This is a genomic window from Actinomycetota bacterium, from assembly GCA_019347675.1.
Taxonomy (GTDB): domain Bacteria; phylum Actinomycetota; class Nitriliruptoria; order Nitriliruptorales; family JAHWKO01; genus JAHWKW01.
In genome coordinates, this window is sequence record JAHWKW010000011.1 from 15754 (window position 1) to 31972 (window position 16219).

The 16219-nt window shown below is 71.0% G+C and carries 18 protein-coding genes; 6 read left to right on the top strand and 12 right to left on the bottom strand.

What is annotated here, in order from left to right:
- Positions 1 to 8 precede the first annotated feature (8 nt).
- Positions 9 to 608: a hypothetical protein gene (locus KY462_08735; GenBank protein ID MBW3577806.1), complete on the bottom strand. Its 600-nt coding sequence runs from the start codon at positions 606 to 608 to the stop codon at positions 9 to 11.
- Between the two features lie 78 nt (positions 609 to 686).
- Positions 687 to 911 (bottom strand): hypothetical protein, encoded by a 225-nt coding sequence (locus tag KY462_08740; GenBank protein MBW3577807.1) that lies wholly within the window; start codon positions 909 to 911, stop codon positions 687 to 689.
- 162 nt (positions 912 to 1073) lie between these two features.
- Here KY462_08740 and metF point away from each other — a divergent pair, with 162 nt between their 5' ends.
- The 3 genes from metF to KY462_08755 all read left to right on the top strand — a co-directional run bounded on the left by metF (position 1074) and on the right by KY462_08755 (position 3877).
- Positions 1074 to 1931: a methylenetetrahydrofolate reductase [NAD(P)H] gene (gene metF / locus KY462_08745; GenBank protein MBW3577808.1), complete on the top strand. Its 858-nt coding sequence runs from the start codon at positions 1074 to 1076 to the stop codon at positions 1929 to 1931.
- A 126-nt stretch (positions 1932 to 2057) separates the two neighbouring features.
- Entirely contained in the window at positions 2058 to 2780 is a 723-nt protein-coding gene (locus tag KY462_08750) for a PAS domain-containing protein (protein MBW3577809.1), read from the top strand.
- Positions 2663 to 3877: a HAMP domain-containing histidine kinase gene (locus KY462_08755; GenBank protein ID MBW3577810.1), complete on the top strand. Its 1215-nt coding sequence runs from the start codon at positions 2663 to 2665 to the stop codon at positions 3875 to 3877. The genes KY462_08750 and KY462_08755 overlap by 118 nt, the downstream gene beginning before the upstream one ends.
- Here KY462_08755 and KY462_08760 read toward each other — a convergent pair.
- Positions 3831 to 4094: a hypothetical protein gene (locus tag KY462_08760; protein MBW3577811.1), complete on the bottom strand. Its 264-nt coding sequence runs from the start codon at positions 4092 to 4094 to the stop codon at positions 3831 to 3833. The two genes, KY462_08755 and KY462_08760, sit on opposite strands and share 47 nt — an antisense overlap.
- Positions 4095 to 4302: 208 nt before the next feature.
- Here KY462_08760 and KY462_08765 point away from each other — a divergent pair, with 208 nt between their 5' ends.
- The gene (locus tag KY462_08765) at positions 4303 to 4692 is read left to right on the top strand and encodes a CBS domain-containing protein (protein MBW3577812.1); all 390 of its coding nucleotides are present in this window, start codon (positions 4303 to 4305) and stop codon (positions 4690 to 4692) included.
- 194 nt (positions 4693 to 4886) lie between these two features.
- Here KY462_08765 and KY462_08770 read toward each other — a convergent pair whose 3' ends face one another.
- The 3 genes from KY462_08770 to KY462_08780 all read right to left on the bottom strand — a co-directional run bounded on the left by KY462_08770 (position 4887) and on the right by KY462_08780 (position 8761).
- The gene (locus KY462_08770; GenBank protein MBW3577813.1) at positions 4887 to 5759 is read right to left on the bottom strand and encodes a glycosyltransferase family 2 protein; all 873 of its coding nucleotides are present in this window, start codon (positions 5757 to 5759) and stop codon (positions 4887 to 4889) included.
- A gap of 68 nt (positions 5760 to 5827) precedes the next feature.
- Positions 5828 to 6334: a hypothetical protein gene (locus KY462_08775; protein ID MBW3577814.1), complete on the bottom strand. Its 507-nt coding sequence runs from the start codon at positions 6332 to 6334 to the stop codon at positions 5828 to 5830.
- 111 nt (positions 6335 to 6445) lie between these two features.
- A complete protein-coding gene (locus KY462_08780) occupies positions 6446 to 8761 on the bottom strand; it encodes a polysaccharide biosynthesis tyrosine autokinase (protein MBW3577815.1) in 2316 nt (771 codons plus the stop codon).
- A gap of 214 nt (positions 8762 to 8975) precedes the next feature.
- Here KY462_08780 and KY462_08785 point away from each other — a divergent pair, with 214 nt between their 5' ends.
- Together KY462_08785 and KY462_08790 are read left to right on the top strand one after the other, a co-directional pair.
- Complete coding sequence (locus KY462_08785; GenBank protein MBW3577816.1) at positions 8976 to 10619, top strand: cell wall-binding repeat-containing protein; 1644 nt, start codon at positions 8976 to 8978, stop codon at positions 10617 to 10619.
- Positions 10620 to 10645: 26 nt separating this feature from the next.
- Positions 10646 to 11221, top strand: coding sequence for a hypothetical protein (locus KY462_08790; protein MBW3577817.1), 576 nt, complete (start codon positions 10646 to 10648; stop codon positions 11219 to 11221).
- Positions 11222 to 11323: 102 nt separating this feature from the next.
- Here the strand turns inward: KY462_08790 and KY462_08795 are convergent, their stop codons facing one another.
- The 6 genes from KY462_08795 to KY462_08820 are packed head-to-tail and all read right to left on the bottom strand — an operon-like array spanning position 11324 to position 16175.
- Complete coding sequence (locus KY462_08795; protein MBW3577818.1) at positions 11324 to 11782, bottom strand: glycine/sarcosine/betaine reductase complex selenoprotein A; 459 nt, start codon at positions 11780 to 11782, stop codon at positions 11324 to 11326.
- A gap of 50 nt (positions 11783 to 11832) precedes the next feature.
- Positions 11833 to 12153 carry a thioredoxin family protein gene (locus KY462_08800; protein MBW3577819.1) on the bottom strand — a complete coding sequence of 107 codons (321 nt, stop codon included), beginning with the start codon at positions 12151 to 12153 and terminating at the stop codon, positions 11833 to 11835.
- A 14-nt stretch (positions 12154 to 12167) separates the two neighbouring features.
- Positions 12168 to 13604 carry a glycine reductase gene (locus KY462_08805; GenBank protein MBW3577820.1) on the bottom strand — a complete coding sequence of 479 codons (1437 nt, stop codon included), beginning with the start codon at positions 13602 to 13604 and terminating at the stop codon, positions 12168 to 12170.
- Entirely contained in the window at positions 13597 to 13845 is a 249-nt protein-coding gene (locus tag KY462_08810; GenBank protein MBW3577821.1) for a hypothetical protein, read from the bottom strand. The genes KY462_08805 and KY462_08810 overlap by 8 nt, the downstream gene beginning before the upstream one ends.
- A 39-nt stretch (positions 13846 to 13884) precedes the next feature.
- Positions 13885 to 14925, bottom strand: a complete 1041-nt coding sequence (locus KY462_08815) for a glycine/betaine/sarcosine/D-proline family reductase selenoprotein B (GenBank protein ID MBW3577822.1) — start codon at positions 14923 to 14925, stop codon at positions 13885 to 13887.
- Complete coding sequence (locus KY462_08820) at positions 14925 to 16175, bottom strand: glycine/sarcosine/betaine reductase component B subunit (protein ID MBW3577823.1); 1251 nt, start codon at positions 16173 to 16175, stop codon at positions 14925 to 14927. The genes KY462_08815 and KY462_08820 overlap by 1 nt, the downstream gene beginning before the upstream one ends.
- Positions 16176 to 16219 lie beyond the last annotated feature (44 nt).

A 16219-nucleotide genomic window follows, 5' to 3' on the forward strand; every position in this document is an offset into this window, starting at 1 on the left:
CCTGGCAGCTACCCGTCGGCGCCCTCGTCCCACTCACGCCAGCGGGCGCCCTCGACCAGGTCGGGGTCGGGACTGTCGGTGTCGACAGCCTCCAACGACGCAGGGTCGTCGACCCCCTCGATCAGTCCCAGGGTGTCCTCGTCCCCGTCGCCGGCACGGTCGAAGCACAGCAGCGCCATCCGCGTCCAGATGTCGCTCGCGACGGCCGGCTCCGACCGCTCACCGATGTCCCACAGCACCGCGACCGGCTCGTCGTCGAGGAGGCCGCGGGTCAGGATCGCGTGTGGCCGCTGGTCCCATAGCGTGCCGCAGGCGCGGATGAAGCCCGCGACGTCATCGCCCAGGCCCGGCAGTTCCGCGTCGTCGGAGAGGAGTTCGACGACCCGGTCGACGTCGTGGGCGTTGTACGCCTCGACGAAAGCGTCGATCAGATCCTCGAGACGGCCGTACCGGGCCAGGTGCTCCCGGTCCGAGTCGCTGTCGTCGATCCTGGTGGGGTCCGTCTCGAGGTGGAGGGCCTGGCGGTCGACAGGGTCGAGGTCGATCCTGTTCGCGACGTCCGCGAGCGTGTCGAGGTCGTGCCCTGCGGCGGCCCTCCGGTCGGCCACATCCGCCTCCCCGCCTGTCATGCCCATGGTGGACGGTGCGGCGCCGGACCGCAAGAGGCGGACCGGCCGGTCCCTGAGCTAGGACGAGTCAGCAGCTTCGGTCTCCGCGACCGGCGGGGGCACGGTTTCCGCCGGCAGGTCCTGCGACCGGTTGGTCACCACCCACGCGAGTTGGGCGGCGAAGACGATCAGCATCAGCAGCAGAAGGAGGATCCCGGTGTCCAGCCCGGCGACCGACGGGCCGGTCGGCTCGTCGGCAGGCTCGGGTGGCAGGTCCTCGGTCGCACGATCCTGCACCGTCATGGGCGTCTCCTGGGGCGTCTCCCGGGGGCGTTCACCCTGGTCATCGACACGGGCGGCCAACGCGAGTACGTCCACTCGGACAGGGCGGCGTCGGTCGTTCGAACCGCGATAGCCTCACCCCTTCCGTCGTCGTGAAGGAGTTCGGTGCCGCGGGTCGTGGACATGCTGGCGCGCGGGCGGACGTTCTCGTTCGAGTTCTTCCCGCCGAAGACGGATGAGGGTGAGCGCAACCTCCGAGCGACCCTCGACGAGCTCGAGCCGCTGCGCCCGTCGTTCGTGTCCGTGACCTACGGGGCGGGAGGCTCGACCCGCGACCGCACCCACCGCATCGTGGTCGACATCCTCGAGCGCACCTCGATGACGCCGATGGCGCACCTGACGACGGTGGCGCACACCCGCGCCGAACTCAGCGACATCCTGCGCAGCTACCACGACGCGAACGTCGAGAACGTCCTCGCCCTGCGCGGCGACCAGCCCCGCAACGTCGACCCCGACGACGTTGCCCCCAGCGAACTGCGCCACGCCGTCGACCTCGTCCGACTGGCGCGCGACGTCGGGGACTTCTCGGTGGGGGTGGCCGCCCATCCCGAGGGCCACCCCGAGTCCGACGGCGACCTGGAAAGCGACCGCCGGCACCTCGCAGCGAAGCTGCAGGAGGCCGACTTCGGCATCACCCAGTTCTTCTTCCGCGCCGACGACTACCTGGGGATGATCGACGATCTGGACCGTCTGGGGGTGGACCGGCCGGTGATCCCCGGGATCATGCCGGTGACCAACGTCGGTCAGGTGCAGCGGTTCGCCGAGCTGTCCGGGGCCGAGTTCCCCGCCGACCTCGCCGCACGGCTGCACGCCGTCGCCGACGATCCCGAGGAGGTGCGTCGCATCGGGGTCGAGGTGGCGACGGAGGTGTGCGACGAGCTGCTGGCGGCCGGGGCGCCGGGCTTGCACTTCTACACGCTCAACCGTTCGACCGCGACGCGGGAGATCTACGCCAACCTGGGACTCCCCGCGGTGTCCTGAACACCCGCTGGGCCCACCGCCCGACGGCGAGGCCGACACAACCCGCCTGTAACGCCGGCGAGACAACCCGGAACGGTCACGCCTACGATCTGGCTTCACATGCGGCATCCTGCGGGGAGGCAGGACGTGAACCGGCCTCGGCCACGCTTCACCGAGGAGTTCCTGGTCGCGGTCCTCGACGCCCTCGACGAGGGTGTCATCGCCTTCGACGCCCTCGGGCGGCTGATCGCGGCCAACCCCAGTGCGGTCCGCATGCTCGACATGGACCTCGAGGCGATGCGGGGACGGCCGGTCACCGACCTCGCTCACACCCCTCTACGTGGCGACGGGACCGCCATGCCCGCCCACGAGCACCCTGTGGTGCACACGCTCAGAAACGGCGTGGAGGTGACCGGGATGGTGATGGGGCTGCGTCCGCCGATCGGTGATCCCCGGTGGGTGTCGGCGAACACCCGCCTGATGCCGGCCACGGAGGAGAGCCCGCAACGCGGCCTGGTGCTGTCGTTCACCGACGTCACCGACCGTCTCCGCGCTGAGGCGGCGCTGCGGTGGCGGGCCGAGTTCGACGAACTGGTCACACGGCTGTCCGGGCAGTTCCTGTCCACCCGGCCCGAGCAAACCGCGACCGAGATCGACCGTGCCCTGGCCGAGGTCGGCGAGTTCGCACAGGTCGATCGCTGCTACCTCTACCTCGTCGACGAGGACAACAAGGCAGTCAGCAACGTCCACGAGTGGACCGCCCCCGGGATCCGCAGCCGGAAGGATGTCCGGCAGCGGGTGCCGCGCGAGACGCTGCCGTGGTTGCTGCGGAAGCTGGAGCGGCACGAGGCGATCCACATCCGCACGTGACCGACCTGCCATCCGAGGCGGTGGCAGAACGGGCGGACCTGGCCCGACACGCTGTGCGGTCGATGGCAGTCGTGCCGATGGTGAGACGGGGACGTCTGATCGGGTTCGTGGGGTTCGACGCGGTCCGTGACGGGAGGGTGTGGAGCCCGGACGCGATCGCCTTGCTGCGGCTGGTCGCGGAGATCCTCACCAACGCCCTGGAGCGGCGCGTCGCACAGCGGGCGCTGTCGCGCGCTGCCGACCAGCTGCGCCGTCACGCCGCCGAGCTGCAGCGCGCCAACGAGCGGCTGCGTCGCGCCGACACCGTGAAGGCCGACTTCCTGTCGATGACCTCCCATGAGCTGCGGACGCCGATCGCGAGCATCCTCGGCTACAGCGAGATGCTCGTGAGCGACTGGTGCACGCTCGACGAGCGGACGCGGCGCAACGCGATCGAGGCGATCGACCGCCACGGCCGGCGCCTGTACCGGCTGGTGGACGACCTACTGATCGAGTCGAGGATCGCCAGCCGCACGTTGCAGCCGACTTCCGAGACGGCGTCACTGGCCGAGGTGGTGCGCGACGCCCTCGATCAGGTCCCGACCCCCGCAGACGTCCGCGCCGACGTCCACGTCGAGATCCCGGCCCACATCACGGTCCGCGTCGACCGGGAGCACGCCTGCCGCATGGTGGCGCAGCTGGTCTCCAACGCCGTCACGTACGGCGCCCCGCCGATCACCGTGGACGCCCGCCGGGTGGACGGGATCGTCGAGCTGCGAGTCGGCGACGAGGGTGCGGGCGTCCCCGACGAGTTCGTCCCGCACCTGTTCGAGCGGTTCTCACAGGCCAGCACCGGCATCCAACGGGAGGCGTCAGGCGTCGGGCTGGGTCTGGCGATCGTCCGTGGCCTGGCGGAACTGAACAACGGAACGGCGCGGTACGAGCCACCGGGCAGTCGGCCACAGGTTGCCGGCCGGCACCCGACCGGCGGTTGCTTCGTGGTCGTGCTGCCGGGCGGCTATCCAGCCGCCGTGTCCACGAACGCAACCCCCGGAGCGGACGGACCTGGGGCTACTGCGTTCCGCCACCGCCGTCACCGCCGCCACCGCCGTCGTTGACGTTGACGTCGACCTGCTCGGGGACGTCGATCTCGGTGTCGCCGGCGTCGCCGCCACCGCCGCCGAACACGGTCCCGAACAGGAACCACGCGACCAGCAGCAAGACGATGATGCCGACGATCACCGCGATGATCGCGCCCGGGCCACCACCGCCGCCACCCTGGGTGACGATGACCTCACGCTCGCGTTCTGGTGGGCGTTCTTGCTGATCTGACATGTCTCCTCCTGAACAGGGCACCGCATCCATGGTCGCTCACGATCCGTGCGATGCGATGGACGAACGGTCAGAGACCAGCGCATGAGACGGCATTCCCGCCGTCCCCCGTCCGTGTGGCGCTCAGCTCCCCCCGAAGGCTCCCCCGCCGGTCCTACCGGCTCGCCGGCACCGGAGTTACGCTGGACCAAGCACGGTAAGGGAGGGTCAGATGAAGGTTGCCGACGCGATGACGCCCGTCGTGCTGATGGTCGGTCCGGAGCACACCCTGCGCCAGGCGTCGGAGATGATGATGGAGCGCAAGGTCGGCTCGGCGGTGATCCTCGACCCCGACGGAGCCGGCCCCGGCATCATCACCGAGCGCGACATCTTGCGGTCGCTGGCGGCCGGTCAGGACCCCGATGAGGAGGTCGTGGACGACCACCTGACGGACAGCGCCACGGTCTGCGGGCCCGATACCGCGCTGGAGGACGCGGCCTCGATCATGATGCGGGGCGGGTTCCGCCACGTCATCGTCGCGAACGCGACCGGCGTGGTCGGCGTGCTGTCGATGCGCGACATCGTGCGTTCGTGGCTGACGGAGCACAGCCCGGCCATCTAGGAGTCCCGGTCACGACCGCTTCGCTACGTGAGTGACCTAGGAGTCCCGGTCACGACCGCTTCGCTACGTGAGTGACCTAGGAGTCCCGGTCACGACCGCTTCGCTACGTGAGTGACCTCTAGGGCCGCCGGGCACGAGTCGCCCGGCGCGACGTCGCGGTGGAGCCAGCGGTCGTGACCGGGCGCGCGCGGCTCCTACTCGCGCGCATGTGCGCGCAGGTCGCGCAGGCGGCGGCCCAGCGCAAGCGCGGCGTCCAGCTGGCTGGCCTGCCCGGCGGGGAGGTGCTTCTGCGCGAAGGTCCGCGCCCCTTCGACGTACCACGTCCAACGCTGTTCGTCTGCCACACCGGGGGTGGAGGTCGTCGGCGCGTGCACGAACGGTCGGCAGTCCACGATGCGGATCTCGGCACCGGCACGCCTGACCCGCTCGCAGATGTCGGCGTCCTCCCAGTAGAGGAAGTAGTCCTCGTCGAAGCCGCCGACGTCTTCGAAGCAGTCCGCGGTGATCACCATCACACCGCCCAGCACATGGCCCTCGATGCGTAGAGCGTCCTCCAGGTGGGTCGTGTGGCGCACCCCGCGACTGAGCAGGCGCTTGATCAGCATCCGGGTCCGACGCGACTGCCAGCCGCTCGTGAACCACAAGGCCCGCATGGTGGCGTTGGGACCCAACGCCGAGTGAACGACGTGACCCTCGCTGTCTCGGACCGGACCCGATGCCACACCCACCTTCGGGAGGTTGGTGAGTTTGGCGGCGATCTCGCTCAGCGATCGGCCGTCGAGGCGGATGTCGGGGTTGAGGAAGGCCAGGTGGCGGGCCTCGAGTTCCAGGAGCCTGGCCGCCCCGACGTTGGCGGCGGCGCCGTACCCGCGGTTGTCACCGAGGCGGATCAGCTCGACGTCGTCGGGGACCGGCGGGGTACCTGACGGTGAGTCGTTGTCGACCACGACGACGGGGACATCGGGTTCGTGGACGGCGAACGATGCGAGCAGGGGAGGCAGCACCGCATGGGACTCGTAGGCGACGACGACCGCACCGATCGTCGGTGCGCGCGACCCTGGGGGCATGGCCGCGACGGTAGCGCGACGACACACGGCGCGGGGTCTCCGCGCCGTGTGTCGTGGTTCCGCAGACCTCAGCTGTGGGCGGCAGTGTCCTTCTGGCTGCGCCGCCGCGCCGCGGTCAGGGACAGGCCACCGAGGATCAGGACGGCCAGGGCGCCCAGCAGGCCGTTGGTCACGCCCGTGCCGGTGGTGGGCAGCCCCGCCGCCGCTGCGACGACCGTGAACTGTGCGGCTGCGACCCGGAGGAAGCGGCCGGAAACGTCCGTGCCGGTGAACGTGACGGTCGCGCCGCCCAGGGCCGCGTCAGCGGGGATGTCGATCGTGGCGGTGGCAACGCCTTGCTGGTCGGCCGTCACCGTCCTCGTGCGGGTGAAGTTGGTGCCGGCCACCTCGGCCGTGACGGTCGAGGCAGGCGCGAAGCCGGCGGCCGAACACGTGATCGTCCCCCCAGCCACGACCGTGCCGGTCGGGCACGTGGCCGCCGCCCCGGGCGGGTACTGCGCCTGCGCCAAGGCTGCGCCCGGCAGCACCAGCAGCAGTGCGAAAGCGGTTACGAAGATGCCCCAGATACGTCGCATGTCTGTCCCCTACGGCCGACAAGTCGCGGTCGCGCCCCACGCGGTCGCGACCACTCTACACATCAGCAGTCACACGGGTCCAGCCCATCGTTCACCGCAACGACCCGGCCGTTAGTCGGTGTTGGCTCCCGGCGGGTGTCCGAGGTGGCTTTCGTCTCCGCCCGGACGGTCGAACAGCGTCGAGGTGTCGGTGGCACGGTCGCTCGTGGGCTCTCGCCGCCGAGGCTCGCGGCCGTGCCGTGCGGGCGGCGAAACCGGGCCGTTGGCATCGTTGGCGTGCCAGGCGGGACCTGGCGGCTGACCGTTCCCGGCGGGCGGCTTGACGCCAGCCGCACCAGGCCCGGCCGGCCGGTCGACGCCGTGGTGGGCATCCGCGGCGTCCGCCACCGCGGAGGACCGACCTGGGTCCGGCGGTCCGGGCAACCGGCTTGCCCAGTCGAGACGTCGAGCCGTCGCCGAGGTCTGGGCCTCGTCGTCGCCACGCCCCACCACGGCCGTCACCGCATGCTCCGCATCCGGCTGCGCATCGGGCACCGCAGCGGGTCGGCCTCCCGCCTCACGTCGTTCCCCGTCCGGCTGTGGCGGCGTCACCGCCGGCCCCGGCCGTGCGGGTGACGTCTCGTCGCGGTCGGGGTCGAGGGGGAAAGCAGGATCGTCCTGCGCTGGCGGTGCCGGCCGGGGATGCGGCGCGGACGGGGGGCTGGCCGGTTCGGAGGCACCGCCCGGCCGTGGCCGCGCCGGCGGACGGGCGGTGGTGAATTCGTCCTGGGCCGGACGGTAGTCCCCGTAGCCGTAGCCGTAGCCGTAGTAGTACCCGGGCTGGGTGGTGTCGATGTCGTTCAGGACGGTCCCGGCGACGGGCGTGCCGATGCTCTCGAGGCGCTCCACGGCGGCGCGGACGGCCCGTTGGTGCGAGCGGCGAGCGTTGACCACGAGCAGCGTCTGGGTCATCCCGGGGGTGAGTTCCAACGCGTCGGCGATGGCCAGCACCGGCGGCGTGTCGTAGATCACCAGCTCGGCCAGCTCCGTCAGCTGGTGGCGCAGCGCGACCATCGCCGGGGACGCCAGCAGCTCGGCGGGGTTGGGTGGGATGTTCCCCGCCGGGATCAGCCGCAGGTTGGGCACCCCGACGTCGACGATCACGTCGCGCAGCTCCACCTCGCCGACCAGCAGGTCGGACAGTCCCGGGACACCGTCGACGCCGAGGGTCTTGTGCACGTTCGGCCGCCGCAGGTCGGCGTCGACGAGCAGGACGCGCGCGCCAGCCCGGGCGGCGGCGACCGCGAGGTTGGCCGCGGTGGTGGTCTTGCCTTCCTGAGCGGCTGGGCTGGTCACCGCGAGCGACCGCCCGACCGCCGCTCGGTCGGCGCCTGACGACGCCCCGCCCAGGACGAACCGGACGTTGGTGCGCAATGTGCGGTACGCCTCGGCTGCTGCCGACCACGGATCCAGGAGCGAGATCAACCGACCACGCTGCTCCGCCTCGGGCACGTGCGGGATACGCCCCAGTACGGGCCGACCGGAAGCGCGGACGGCATCCTCCTCGGAGCGGATCGCGTCATCGAGGTGATCGCGGAGGAACGCCGCCCCCGTGCCCAGCATCAACCCGAGCACTACCGCCAGGATCCCGGTGCGGACCGGCTTCGGGGAGCTCGGCGACTGCGGGACGGCCGCCGGGACGATGACGCGACCACCGCCGCGGACGAACTCGTCGGTGGCTTCGAACGTCGTGGCCTGGGCGGTCACCTGTCCCAGCTGAGTGAGCAGGCTGTCGCGCTCCCGGCGCAGCACCTCGACGTCGCTGGCGTCGGTCGCAGCAGCGGTCGGCTCCGATCTCGCGTCGCCACGCGCCTCGCGGGTCGGGCTCGCCTCGGCAGCGGCGATCCGGTCGCCGAGCTCGTCGATGCGCTCGCGCAGACCCTCGGCCCGTTCCTCGAGGGCAGCGGTCGCGGCCAGGACCCGCTGCAGGCCGTTCTCACGGCGATCCTCGAGGTAGGCGTCGGCGAACGCCTGCGCGATCCCGGCGGCCGTCTCCGGATCGGTGTGGCTGGCGGTGATCTCCAGGATCTGCGTCTCGGTGAGCAGGTTGACCCGCAGGTGCTCCAGCAGCTCCTCTGGCGTGGCGTCCAGGCCGAGCTGTTCGACGACGCGCCCGGCCACCGGGGTGCTGCTGACGAGCTTGCGCTGGGTCTCCAGCTCCGTCTTACCGAACAGGGCCTGCTCCAGGGCGGACTGCTCGGCCGAGCCCAGCGGCTCGACCACCAGCTCCACGGTGGACTCGTACACCGGGGTCTGCAGCAACGTCACGGCCATGGCGGCGACCACCACGATCCCCACGGTGGCGGCGATCAGCACCTTCTGGCGGCGCACGACAGCGAGGTAGTCGCGCAGATCCAGGGTGTCAGGTTCCAGCTCGTGGACAGGCATCGATCCCCCGCGGTGCTTACGACGGCGGCCGATCGTACCCGCCAGTCGCCATGTGGGGCGAGACGTGCGCGCCGACGCGCCCCGGTCGGTCGCCGGTGGGCACGCCGGGCGAACGCGACGAACCGTGCGAGCTGCGGAGCCTTTACTTGTGTCGACGCCAGGTCTATGTTCCGCGCCTCACGCGTCGCGGAACGCATCGAACGAGGGGTGGGGCATGATCGCAGTTCGGCACGGCTCGAGACGGGTCGCTGCGCTGGTCGCGGCGCTGGCACTGGCGGTCTCCGGGCTCGCCGCCGCGCCCGCCGGCGCGGCGGAGGCCGACCTTGTCGCTGATCGTCTCGCGCTCACCCGAGCGGCGCGGGCCGCCACCGGTAGCGGGATCGCGGCGATGCAGGCCCAGCAGCTTCAGCCCCCGCCGCAGCAGCCGGGGACCTCCGTCTGCTTGGGTGACGCCGCCGGTGACACCAAGCGGATGACGACCGGCGGGTCACCCACCGACCCGGCCGCGACGCCGGAGGACAAGCCGCAAGCCGACATCACGCGCTTCTGCGTCAACTTCGGCCAGTCGCTGGGCCTCACGGTCACCACCAGGCAGCTGACCAACCCGCTGGCCGACCCCAACTGGGGGAACGCCACGTTCATCGGCTGGTTCCTCGACATCGACGATGACGGTGACGGCGACTTCTTCGTCGACTACAGCCTCGACGCCGACGCGCAGCTGACGGCGATCGTGTACGACGTGCGGGGTGGCCAGCCGGTCGAGAGCTGCGCCGCCACCGCGGCGTTCACCGACCGCCACTCGGTGAGCGACGTGCGCCGCAGCTGCATCGGCGACGCTGAGTCGGTCCGGGCCAGCGTCGCGGTGTTCTACGACGAGAACATCGACGACGACATCGCGCACAGCGACGTCGCGCCCGACGGCGGGGCGTTCAGCCAGTCCGTCGCCACGCAGCCCCGCGACAAGGGCCGTCACGGCGGGCTGGAGCGTATGGAGACGTCGGTCAGGATCTCGCAGGCGCGGTTCCCCAACCCGGCGGACGTCAGCCACGTCTACCTCGCCCGCCAGGACCTGTTCGCCGACGCGGTGGCCGGAGGAGTGCTCACCCGTGGCCCGATCCTGCTGGTGCCCAACTGCGGCGACGTGCTGCAGGTCACCCGCGACGAGATCAGCCGGGTGAACCCCACCATCGTGTACGCGCTGGGCGGCAGGCAGGCGATCTGCGACGCGACGCTCCAGCAGGCCGCCGGCGGGCGGCCCACCGCCAGGATCGCCGGGACCGGCCGGGTCGAGACCGCCGTCGAGATCTCGAAGTTCCAGTTCCCCGACGCCGCCGACGTCACCGACGTGTACCTGGCCCGCGCTGACCTGTTCGTCGACGCGGTGGTGGGCGGCATCCTCACCCGCGGACCGATCCTGCTGGTCGGCTCGTGCGAAGCGGTCCCCACCGTGGTCCGCAACGAGATCGCCCGGACCCAACCGCAGCAGGTCGCGGCGCTCGGCGGGACGGCGGCGGTGTGCGAACAGGTGTTGCGGGAGGCCGCCGGTGAGCGGCCCACGCTGCGCCTGGGCGGCACCGGCCGGGCCCAGACCGCGATCCAGATCAGCCGGTACCAGTTCCCCGGCACCGCCGCCACCGCCTACCTCAGCCGAGCCGACCTCTTCGCTGACGCCGTGGTGGGCGGGATCCTGATCGACGGTCCGATCCTGCTGGTGCCCAACTGCGTCGCGCCGCCGGATCAGCCGTTCCCGGGTGACGTGCGGGCGGAGATCAGCCGACTGTCGCCGAGCAGGGTGGTCGCGCTCGGCGGCGTGCGAGCCGTGTGCGAAGCGGTCCTGGACGCGGCGAAGGCAGCGTGATGACGCCGACGACGAACGGGGTAGGGATGAGGCGCACGTCGATCATCGCAGCACTGGCAGCGGCCCTGCTGCTGGTGATGCCCGGTCTTGCGGCGGCGCAGGCGGTGTACCCGCCGGGGCCGTCCCGGCCGGTGGCGATCATCGTCACCACACCGGGTGCCACGATCACGATCACGGGGTCGAACTGGGGGCCGGGCACGACGGTGACGTTCATCAAGCGCCCGCCTCCGGCGCGGACGCAGGCGAACGCGGCAGCAACCACGACGGGCGCGGGCGGGTCCCTGTCGGCGCCGACGGCGTCGTCTGACGCCCCGTCCGATCAGGAGGTCCTGGGCGCCACCACCGTGGAACCCGACGGGACCTACGAGGCGATCATCACCGTGCCTGACGACGCGGTAGGGGACGTGGAGGTCGTGGCAACCGGGACCGACGCCGACGGTCAGCACCAGACCGAGACGACGGTCCTGGCGGTCGAGGAGGCGGTTGCCGTCACCCCCGCTCCCCGCGGGCCCGCGATCTGGCAGTTGCTGCTGGCCGGGCTGGTCGCGGTGGCGCTGGGCGGTGCCGGGGTGGCCGTGCGACGGCGCCGCCACGCCGGCTGAACCTCCACCGCGACGCACGACCGCCGGCTGGATCCGGCGGGGACGAGCAGCGGGGCGGGGATCAGATCCCCGCCCCGCTCGCCGTCTGAACCGGTCAGCCGGTCAGCCGGCCTTCTCACGCATCGCCGCCACCGCCTCGCTGAGCGCCTCCGGGTCGAGCGCCTCGGCCATCAGGCCGATGTGCTCCTCCCACGCGTCGTCGGGGATGGCGTCCTTCACCTCGTCCTCCAGGACGTGGTACACGGTGAGGCCCAACTGGGCCTCGGCCAGAGGACCGGCGTAGCTGGGATCGCCGAGAACGACCGTCTCGGCAGCGATCTCGGCGCTCTCGGGGTCAGGCGCCCCGAGGATGACGAGCAGGTTGTCGGTGCCGTGCTCGTCCGCCAAGTTCTTGATCGCTTCCTGGCTATCCAGGTCCATGGCCCCCGCCGCCGTTCAGACGAAGCACTCGGTGGCGGTGAACGCCACGTCGCCTCCGGCCTCCTTCACACAGGCTTCGATGGCGGGGCCGGCGACACCGTCGCGCTCACCGATCACGATCACTTGTTTCCCGTCGAACATGTTCCCTCCTTGACGTCCGTTGCTCCCCGTCGGTCGTTCACCCTCCGGCCTCAGGTCAGTTGCTCCAACTCCTCGTTCAGCCACTCCTTGAAGCGTGGCGGCCCGAGGTCGGGGTCGGAGATCCGCGAGACCTCCTCGCCGTCCTGGAACAGGAGGAAGGTCGGCAGGCCCATCACCTGGTGGTCCATGCACCACCGCCGGTTGTCGTCTGCCTTGACCTTCGCGACCTTCAGGTCGTCCCGCTCCTCGGCGATCTCCTCGACGTGGGGCTCGAGCTGCAAGCACGGCTGACAGTCCGGACCCCACACGTCCACCAGCACCAGGCCATCGGACACGATCTCGTCGAAGTTGTCGCTGTTGGCCTCGATCACTGCCTCAGCCACGTCTAGCTCCTTTCTGCGTTGCGTTCCAGAAGCACGCTCATCCCGTCCGAGCTCTGGCTCATCCGCCCGAGGAACAAGCTGCCCTTGGCCATCAAAAGTACCCGCTCGGCGTCACCGTCGGTCAGCCGGGGTAACGCATGTGGCAGGTAGCACAGGGCCGAGGCGAGGTGACCCTGGCTCGGGGCGAAGCCTGGCATGCCGCGCTCAGCCACGAACTCGTCGATCTGGTCGCGGTCGATCTCGCCGCGGCGGGCGGCCAACGCCCCCAGGGTGCGGTAGTTGCGGGTGGCGACGTCTCCCGACCCTTGCGGCTCCATGATCTCGGGGTTGTGCAGCTCGGTGCCGTAGTCGTCGATGTCGAGCATCTTCAGGCCGGCCACCTCGAGGGGGCCGATCGCGAGGTCCTGCAGGATCTGGGGGTTGGACCCCCCGGAGCTGACGCGGTGGCGACCGACGGCGTCGAGGCGGATCCGCGGGGACGCGCCGTCGTCGGCCTCGACCAGGACGGCGGTGCCGCCGATGACGTCCTCCAGGACCGGAAGGTCGTTCTTCAACCCGCCCTGGAACTTCATCCCGAGCTTGGCCTGCGACCCGCCCGCGATGATCGCCACGCGGCGGAACACCCCCGCCACCACCAGGCTGGCAGCCACGACCAGCGCCGGGATCGGCGCCGCGCAGAAGTTCTTCACGTCGAACCCCGACGCATCGGTCAGTCCCGCGACACCGGCGATCGCCTTGGCCATGTTCCCGCCGCCGCGCTGGTAACGGTCCCCCACCGCCTCCTCAGAGCAGGTCAGCGTGTACTGGATCGAGGACGGGTCGATGTCGTGGTCGTCGAGCAGGTGCAGCAAGGCCAGGGTCCCGGTCGCCTTGACCGTGAGGTTCTCCAGGAGGACGGGCGCTGCCAGGGACTCGTCGACGTCATGCGCGCGGCGGATCGCGGCGACGACCCGGTCACCTTCGACGTGCACGGCGACGGCGCCGGACTGGTCGACGGCGGCATCCAGGTCCCCGGCGGCGTCGGTGATCTTGTCCAGATCGATGCCCTTGGCCAGCGGGTGCTCGCCCAGCTTCGCAGCGGTCTGCTCGGCGAAGTCCGGATCGAGGGTGATCAGGTCGAACTCGTCGACGGCAGCCATCAGCCCGATGAACTCGTCCTCGGGCATCAGCTCACCGCGGGGCGCGAAGCGTCCCGCGTCCTCATCGGGGTTGCTCACCCACGGGCGCTCGGGGAGCTCGCGGGGGTGAAGGGCACCCAGGTAGGCATGGTGCGGCCGGTAGGCAACGGCCTCCTCGAAGGTGCGCAGGCTGGCGAAGAACTTCTCGCGCAGCTGCTCGTCCTTGGGCAGCTCCCGCCGCGGTTTCGACCCGTGGCGGACCAGCCCGGGGGTGTGCGCCAGCACGGTGGTAGCCGCAGAGATGACGGCTGAATCACTCATCGTCGTCGCCTTCCTCGCCGTCCATGGAGAACACGGTCGGTCGTTTCACGGGCGTCGAGACGGCCTCCAGTGCGCGCTCCAACACCCGCCGCCGGTACGCCCGTTCCGCGTCGGGTTCCAGCTCCGGGTCGCCGACCGGGTGAGGGATCGCACGCCCCGGCACGATCCTGGGAGCACCCACTTTCTCAGCGATCGAGACCAGGTTGGTGATGACCGCGGTCGGGATCCCCGACCGCTCCAGCTCCTTCGCAAGCGTTGTCCCGCAACGCGTGCCCGTCCCTCAGGTTGCGGTGAGGATCGCGGCTTGCACGTTGGCCTGGTGCAGCTCGGAGGCCCACTCCACCCCGAAGCTACGCGCGGTCGCAACCGGCGTGCCGTTCCCGATCGTCACCAGGTACTGGTCGTGCAGCTTCCCGATCACCCCGTCGCGTTCGAGCTCGCGGGCCATGTCCACCGGCAGGATCCGGTTGGGGTCCTCATCGGCTGCGACCGTCGAGAAGCCCCCGTCGACCGACTCGTACTCGCCGGACTCCAGCGAATCCGTCCCGTCGAGGGGGTAGCGCAGCCACTTGTTCGCCCGCGACGACGGCAGGCCGTCGGGGTTGCCTGCGGGGACGACCGCTCCTTCGGTGACCAGCGCCAGGATCACCTCGGACAGATCCTCGACGGGACCGGCGGGAGTCACCATGTCGAACTTAGGAGCGGGGATCTCGGTGGCGTCCTCCTCGCCGGACAGCCGGCGCAGCAGGAGGTCGAGCGCGCGTTCCGCGGCCCGCTCCTCGACGACCGTGTTCTCCCGCGCGACCCGACCGACCCGGCCATCGTCGGACGTGATCGTCTCGTCCGCGGCGAGCTTCTTCACCGCCGGAGCCAGCCGCTCGAGCGAGTCGCGCATGTCGCGCGACGTGCTGCCGCTGGCGATCACCGGTGCTGGTGCAGCTTCGTCCACACCCGGGTTGTCCTCGTGCATGGCGGCGATCGCCGGCAGGCCTGCCTCCGTCGCGGCGGCGGCCAGTCGGGCGCAGGCGAAGCCGTAGCGTCCGCTGCCGAACGCCGGACCGGCCACGAGCAGGCCGCCGTCGGTTCCCTGGGCCAGCTCCAGGATCTCGTCGATCGCGTCCTCTTCCTGAGTCGCGTAGTCGTCGCCGCAGACGACCGTCGCGACGATCTCGAAGTCATCGCCGAGCAGCTTGGCCAGAAGGTTGCCCGGGCCGACCGGCCCCTCACGCGCCTCCGGGGGCGTGTCGGCGACCTCTTCGCGCCCCACGCCCGCGTAGAACTGGTTGATGTAGTGGACGATGCGGGTCGGTTCGTCAGCCATCACGCAGCCTCCCGGCAGGTCAGGTGCCCCCACCCCAGCGGGTTCAGGGCGCACAGGATCACGGCCACGGGGACCTCCACCTCGGCGGTGGCGTCTGCGTCGGCGTCGTGGAGCCGGTCACCACCGAGCGCGCGCTCCACCGCCGGCAGCGACACCTGCTCGTCGTAGTTGCCCAGCGACACCATCGTGGCGTCGCTCCGCGGAGGGGAAACCACGGGCGTGCCCGTGCCCCCGGGCCCCGACATCTCCGCGAACAGGCCCGCGGTGGGGATGCCGTAGTCGGCCAGTGCGTCGATCTTCAGCGACAGGTCGTTATCGGCGTTCCCGCCACCCTCCTTGGTGATCACCACGGCGTCGAACCCCGCGACCCGGCACAGGTCAGCCGCGCGGGCCGAGATGTGCTCCTTGGCGCCTTGCTGGACGGGCTCGGGCGACAGCACCAGCCCCGCGAACGCCAGGTCGCCGCCGTGGCGGCGGCGCAGTGCCGCCACCACCGGGTTGTTGGCGTGCATGTAGCTCGGGTTGCGCAGCGCCGGATGGCCGTACTGGCCGCTGACCACGATGCCGTCGTCGAGCTCGTCGGGATCGACCAGCGTGGGCAGGCAGTTCGCGAGCGTCTTGCCGTAGACGAAGACGTCCTTGAAGGAGCCCTGGGTCTGCAGGTTGATGATCGCCCCGACCCGCGGCAGGTCACCGACCGGTCCCGGAGCGGGCGGCTCCTCGACCGTGTCGGGTTCCGCCTCCAGCGCCGCGTCTCCCAGATGGGCCGCCAGGCGGAGCAGCCCCCGGCGGATCGCGTCATCGACCGCCTCCCAGCTGGCGTCGTCGGCTTTCTCGAACTCGACGACGATGTTGTGCGTCGAACCGAACGGGGACAGGTCGGACGCCGGGCCCGACATGTCGATCAGGCCCTCCTCGAGCCGCGGGAGGAAGCCGGCAGCCAGGACGGCGGCGCCGCGAAGGACGTGGGTCTCCTCGCCGCGGGGCTGGTCGACATCCGCGAGCCACCCCGGGTAGATCCCCCCACCGCCGGGTCCCTTGCTCCGCGGTTCGACGACGTCGAGGGGCTTGACGATCCGGACGCTGTCGCCCGGCGATGTCACCGACACGCGCACTTGACCGAGCGCCGGGTGGGCCACGATGTCTTGGGCTTCGTCCCGGGACACGGTCAGGCGCCCGTCGCTGTAGCTGGTCGCGTCCCCGAGCTCCACCTCGCGGACGTTGTGGATCATCCGCTGCAGTCCCGCCACTGGTCCCTCCGGTCGTCGCAGGCTCCGCTGGAGGTTCGGTCCCT

Bases quoted from the DNA above. Each gene is read 5' to 3' on its own strand.
- KY462_08740 (MBW3577807.1), bottom strand. From the start codon at position 911: ATGACGGTGCAGGATCGTGCGACCGAGGACCTGCCACCCGAGCCTGCC.
- metF (MBW3577808.1), top strand. From the start codon at position 1,074: ATGCTGGCGCGCGGGCGGACGTTCTCGTTCGAGTTCTTCCCGCCGAAG.
- KY462_08760 (MBW3577811.1), bottom strand. From the start codon at position 4,094: ATGTCAGATCAGCAAGAACGCCCACCAGAACGCGAGCGTGAGGTCATC.
- KY462_08765 (MBW3577812.1), top strand. From the start codon at position 4,303: ATGAAGGTTGCCGACGCGATGACGCCCGTCGTGCTGATGGTCGGTCCG.
- KY462_08770 (MBW3577813.1), bottom strand. From the start codon at position 5,759: ATGCCCCCAGGGTCGCGCGCACCGACGATCGGTGCGGTCGTCGTCGCC.
- KY462_08775 (MBW3577814.1), bottom strand. From the start codon at position 6,334: ATGCGACGTATCTGGGGCATCTTCGTAACCGCTTTCGCACTGCTGCTG.
- KY462_08780 (MBW3577815.1), bottom strand. From the start codon at position 8,761: ATGCCTGTCCACGAGCTGGAACCTGACACCCTGGATCTGCGCGACTAC.
- KY462_08785 (MBW3577816.1), top strand. From the start codon at position 8,976: ATGATCGCAGTTCGGCACGGCTCGAGACGGGTCGCTGCGCTGGTCGCG.
- KY462_08790 (MBW3577817.1), top strand. From the start codon at position 10,646: ATGAGGCGCACGTCGATCATCGCAGCACTGGCAGCGGCCCTGCTGCTG.
- KY462_08805 (MBW3577820.1), bottom strand. From the start codon at position 13,604: ATGAGTGATTCAGCCGTCATCTCTGCGGCTACCACCGTGCTGGCGCAC.
- KY462_08815 (MBW3577822.1), bottom strand. From the start codon at position 14,925: ATGGCTGACGAACCGACCCGCATCGTCCACTACATCAACCAGTTCTAC.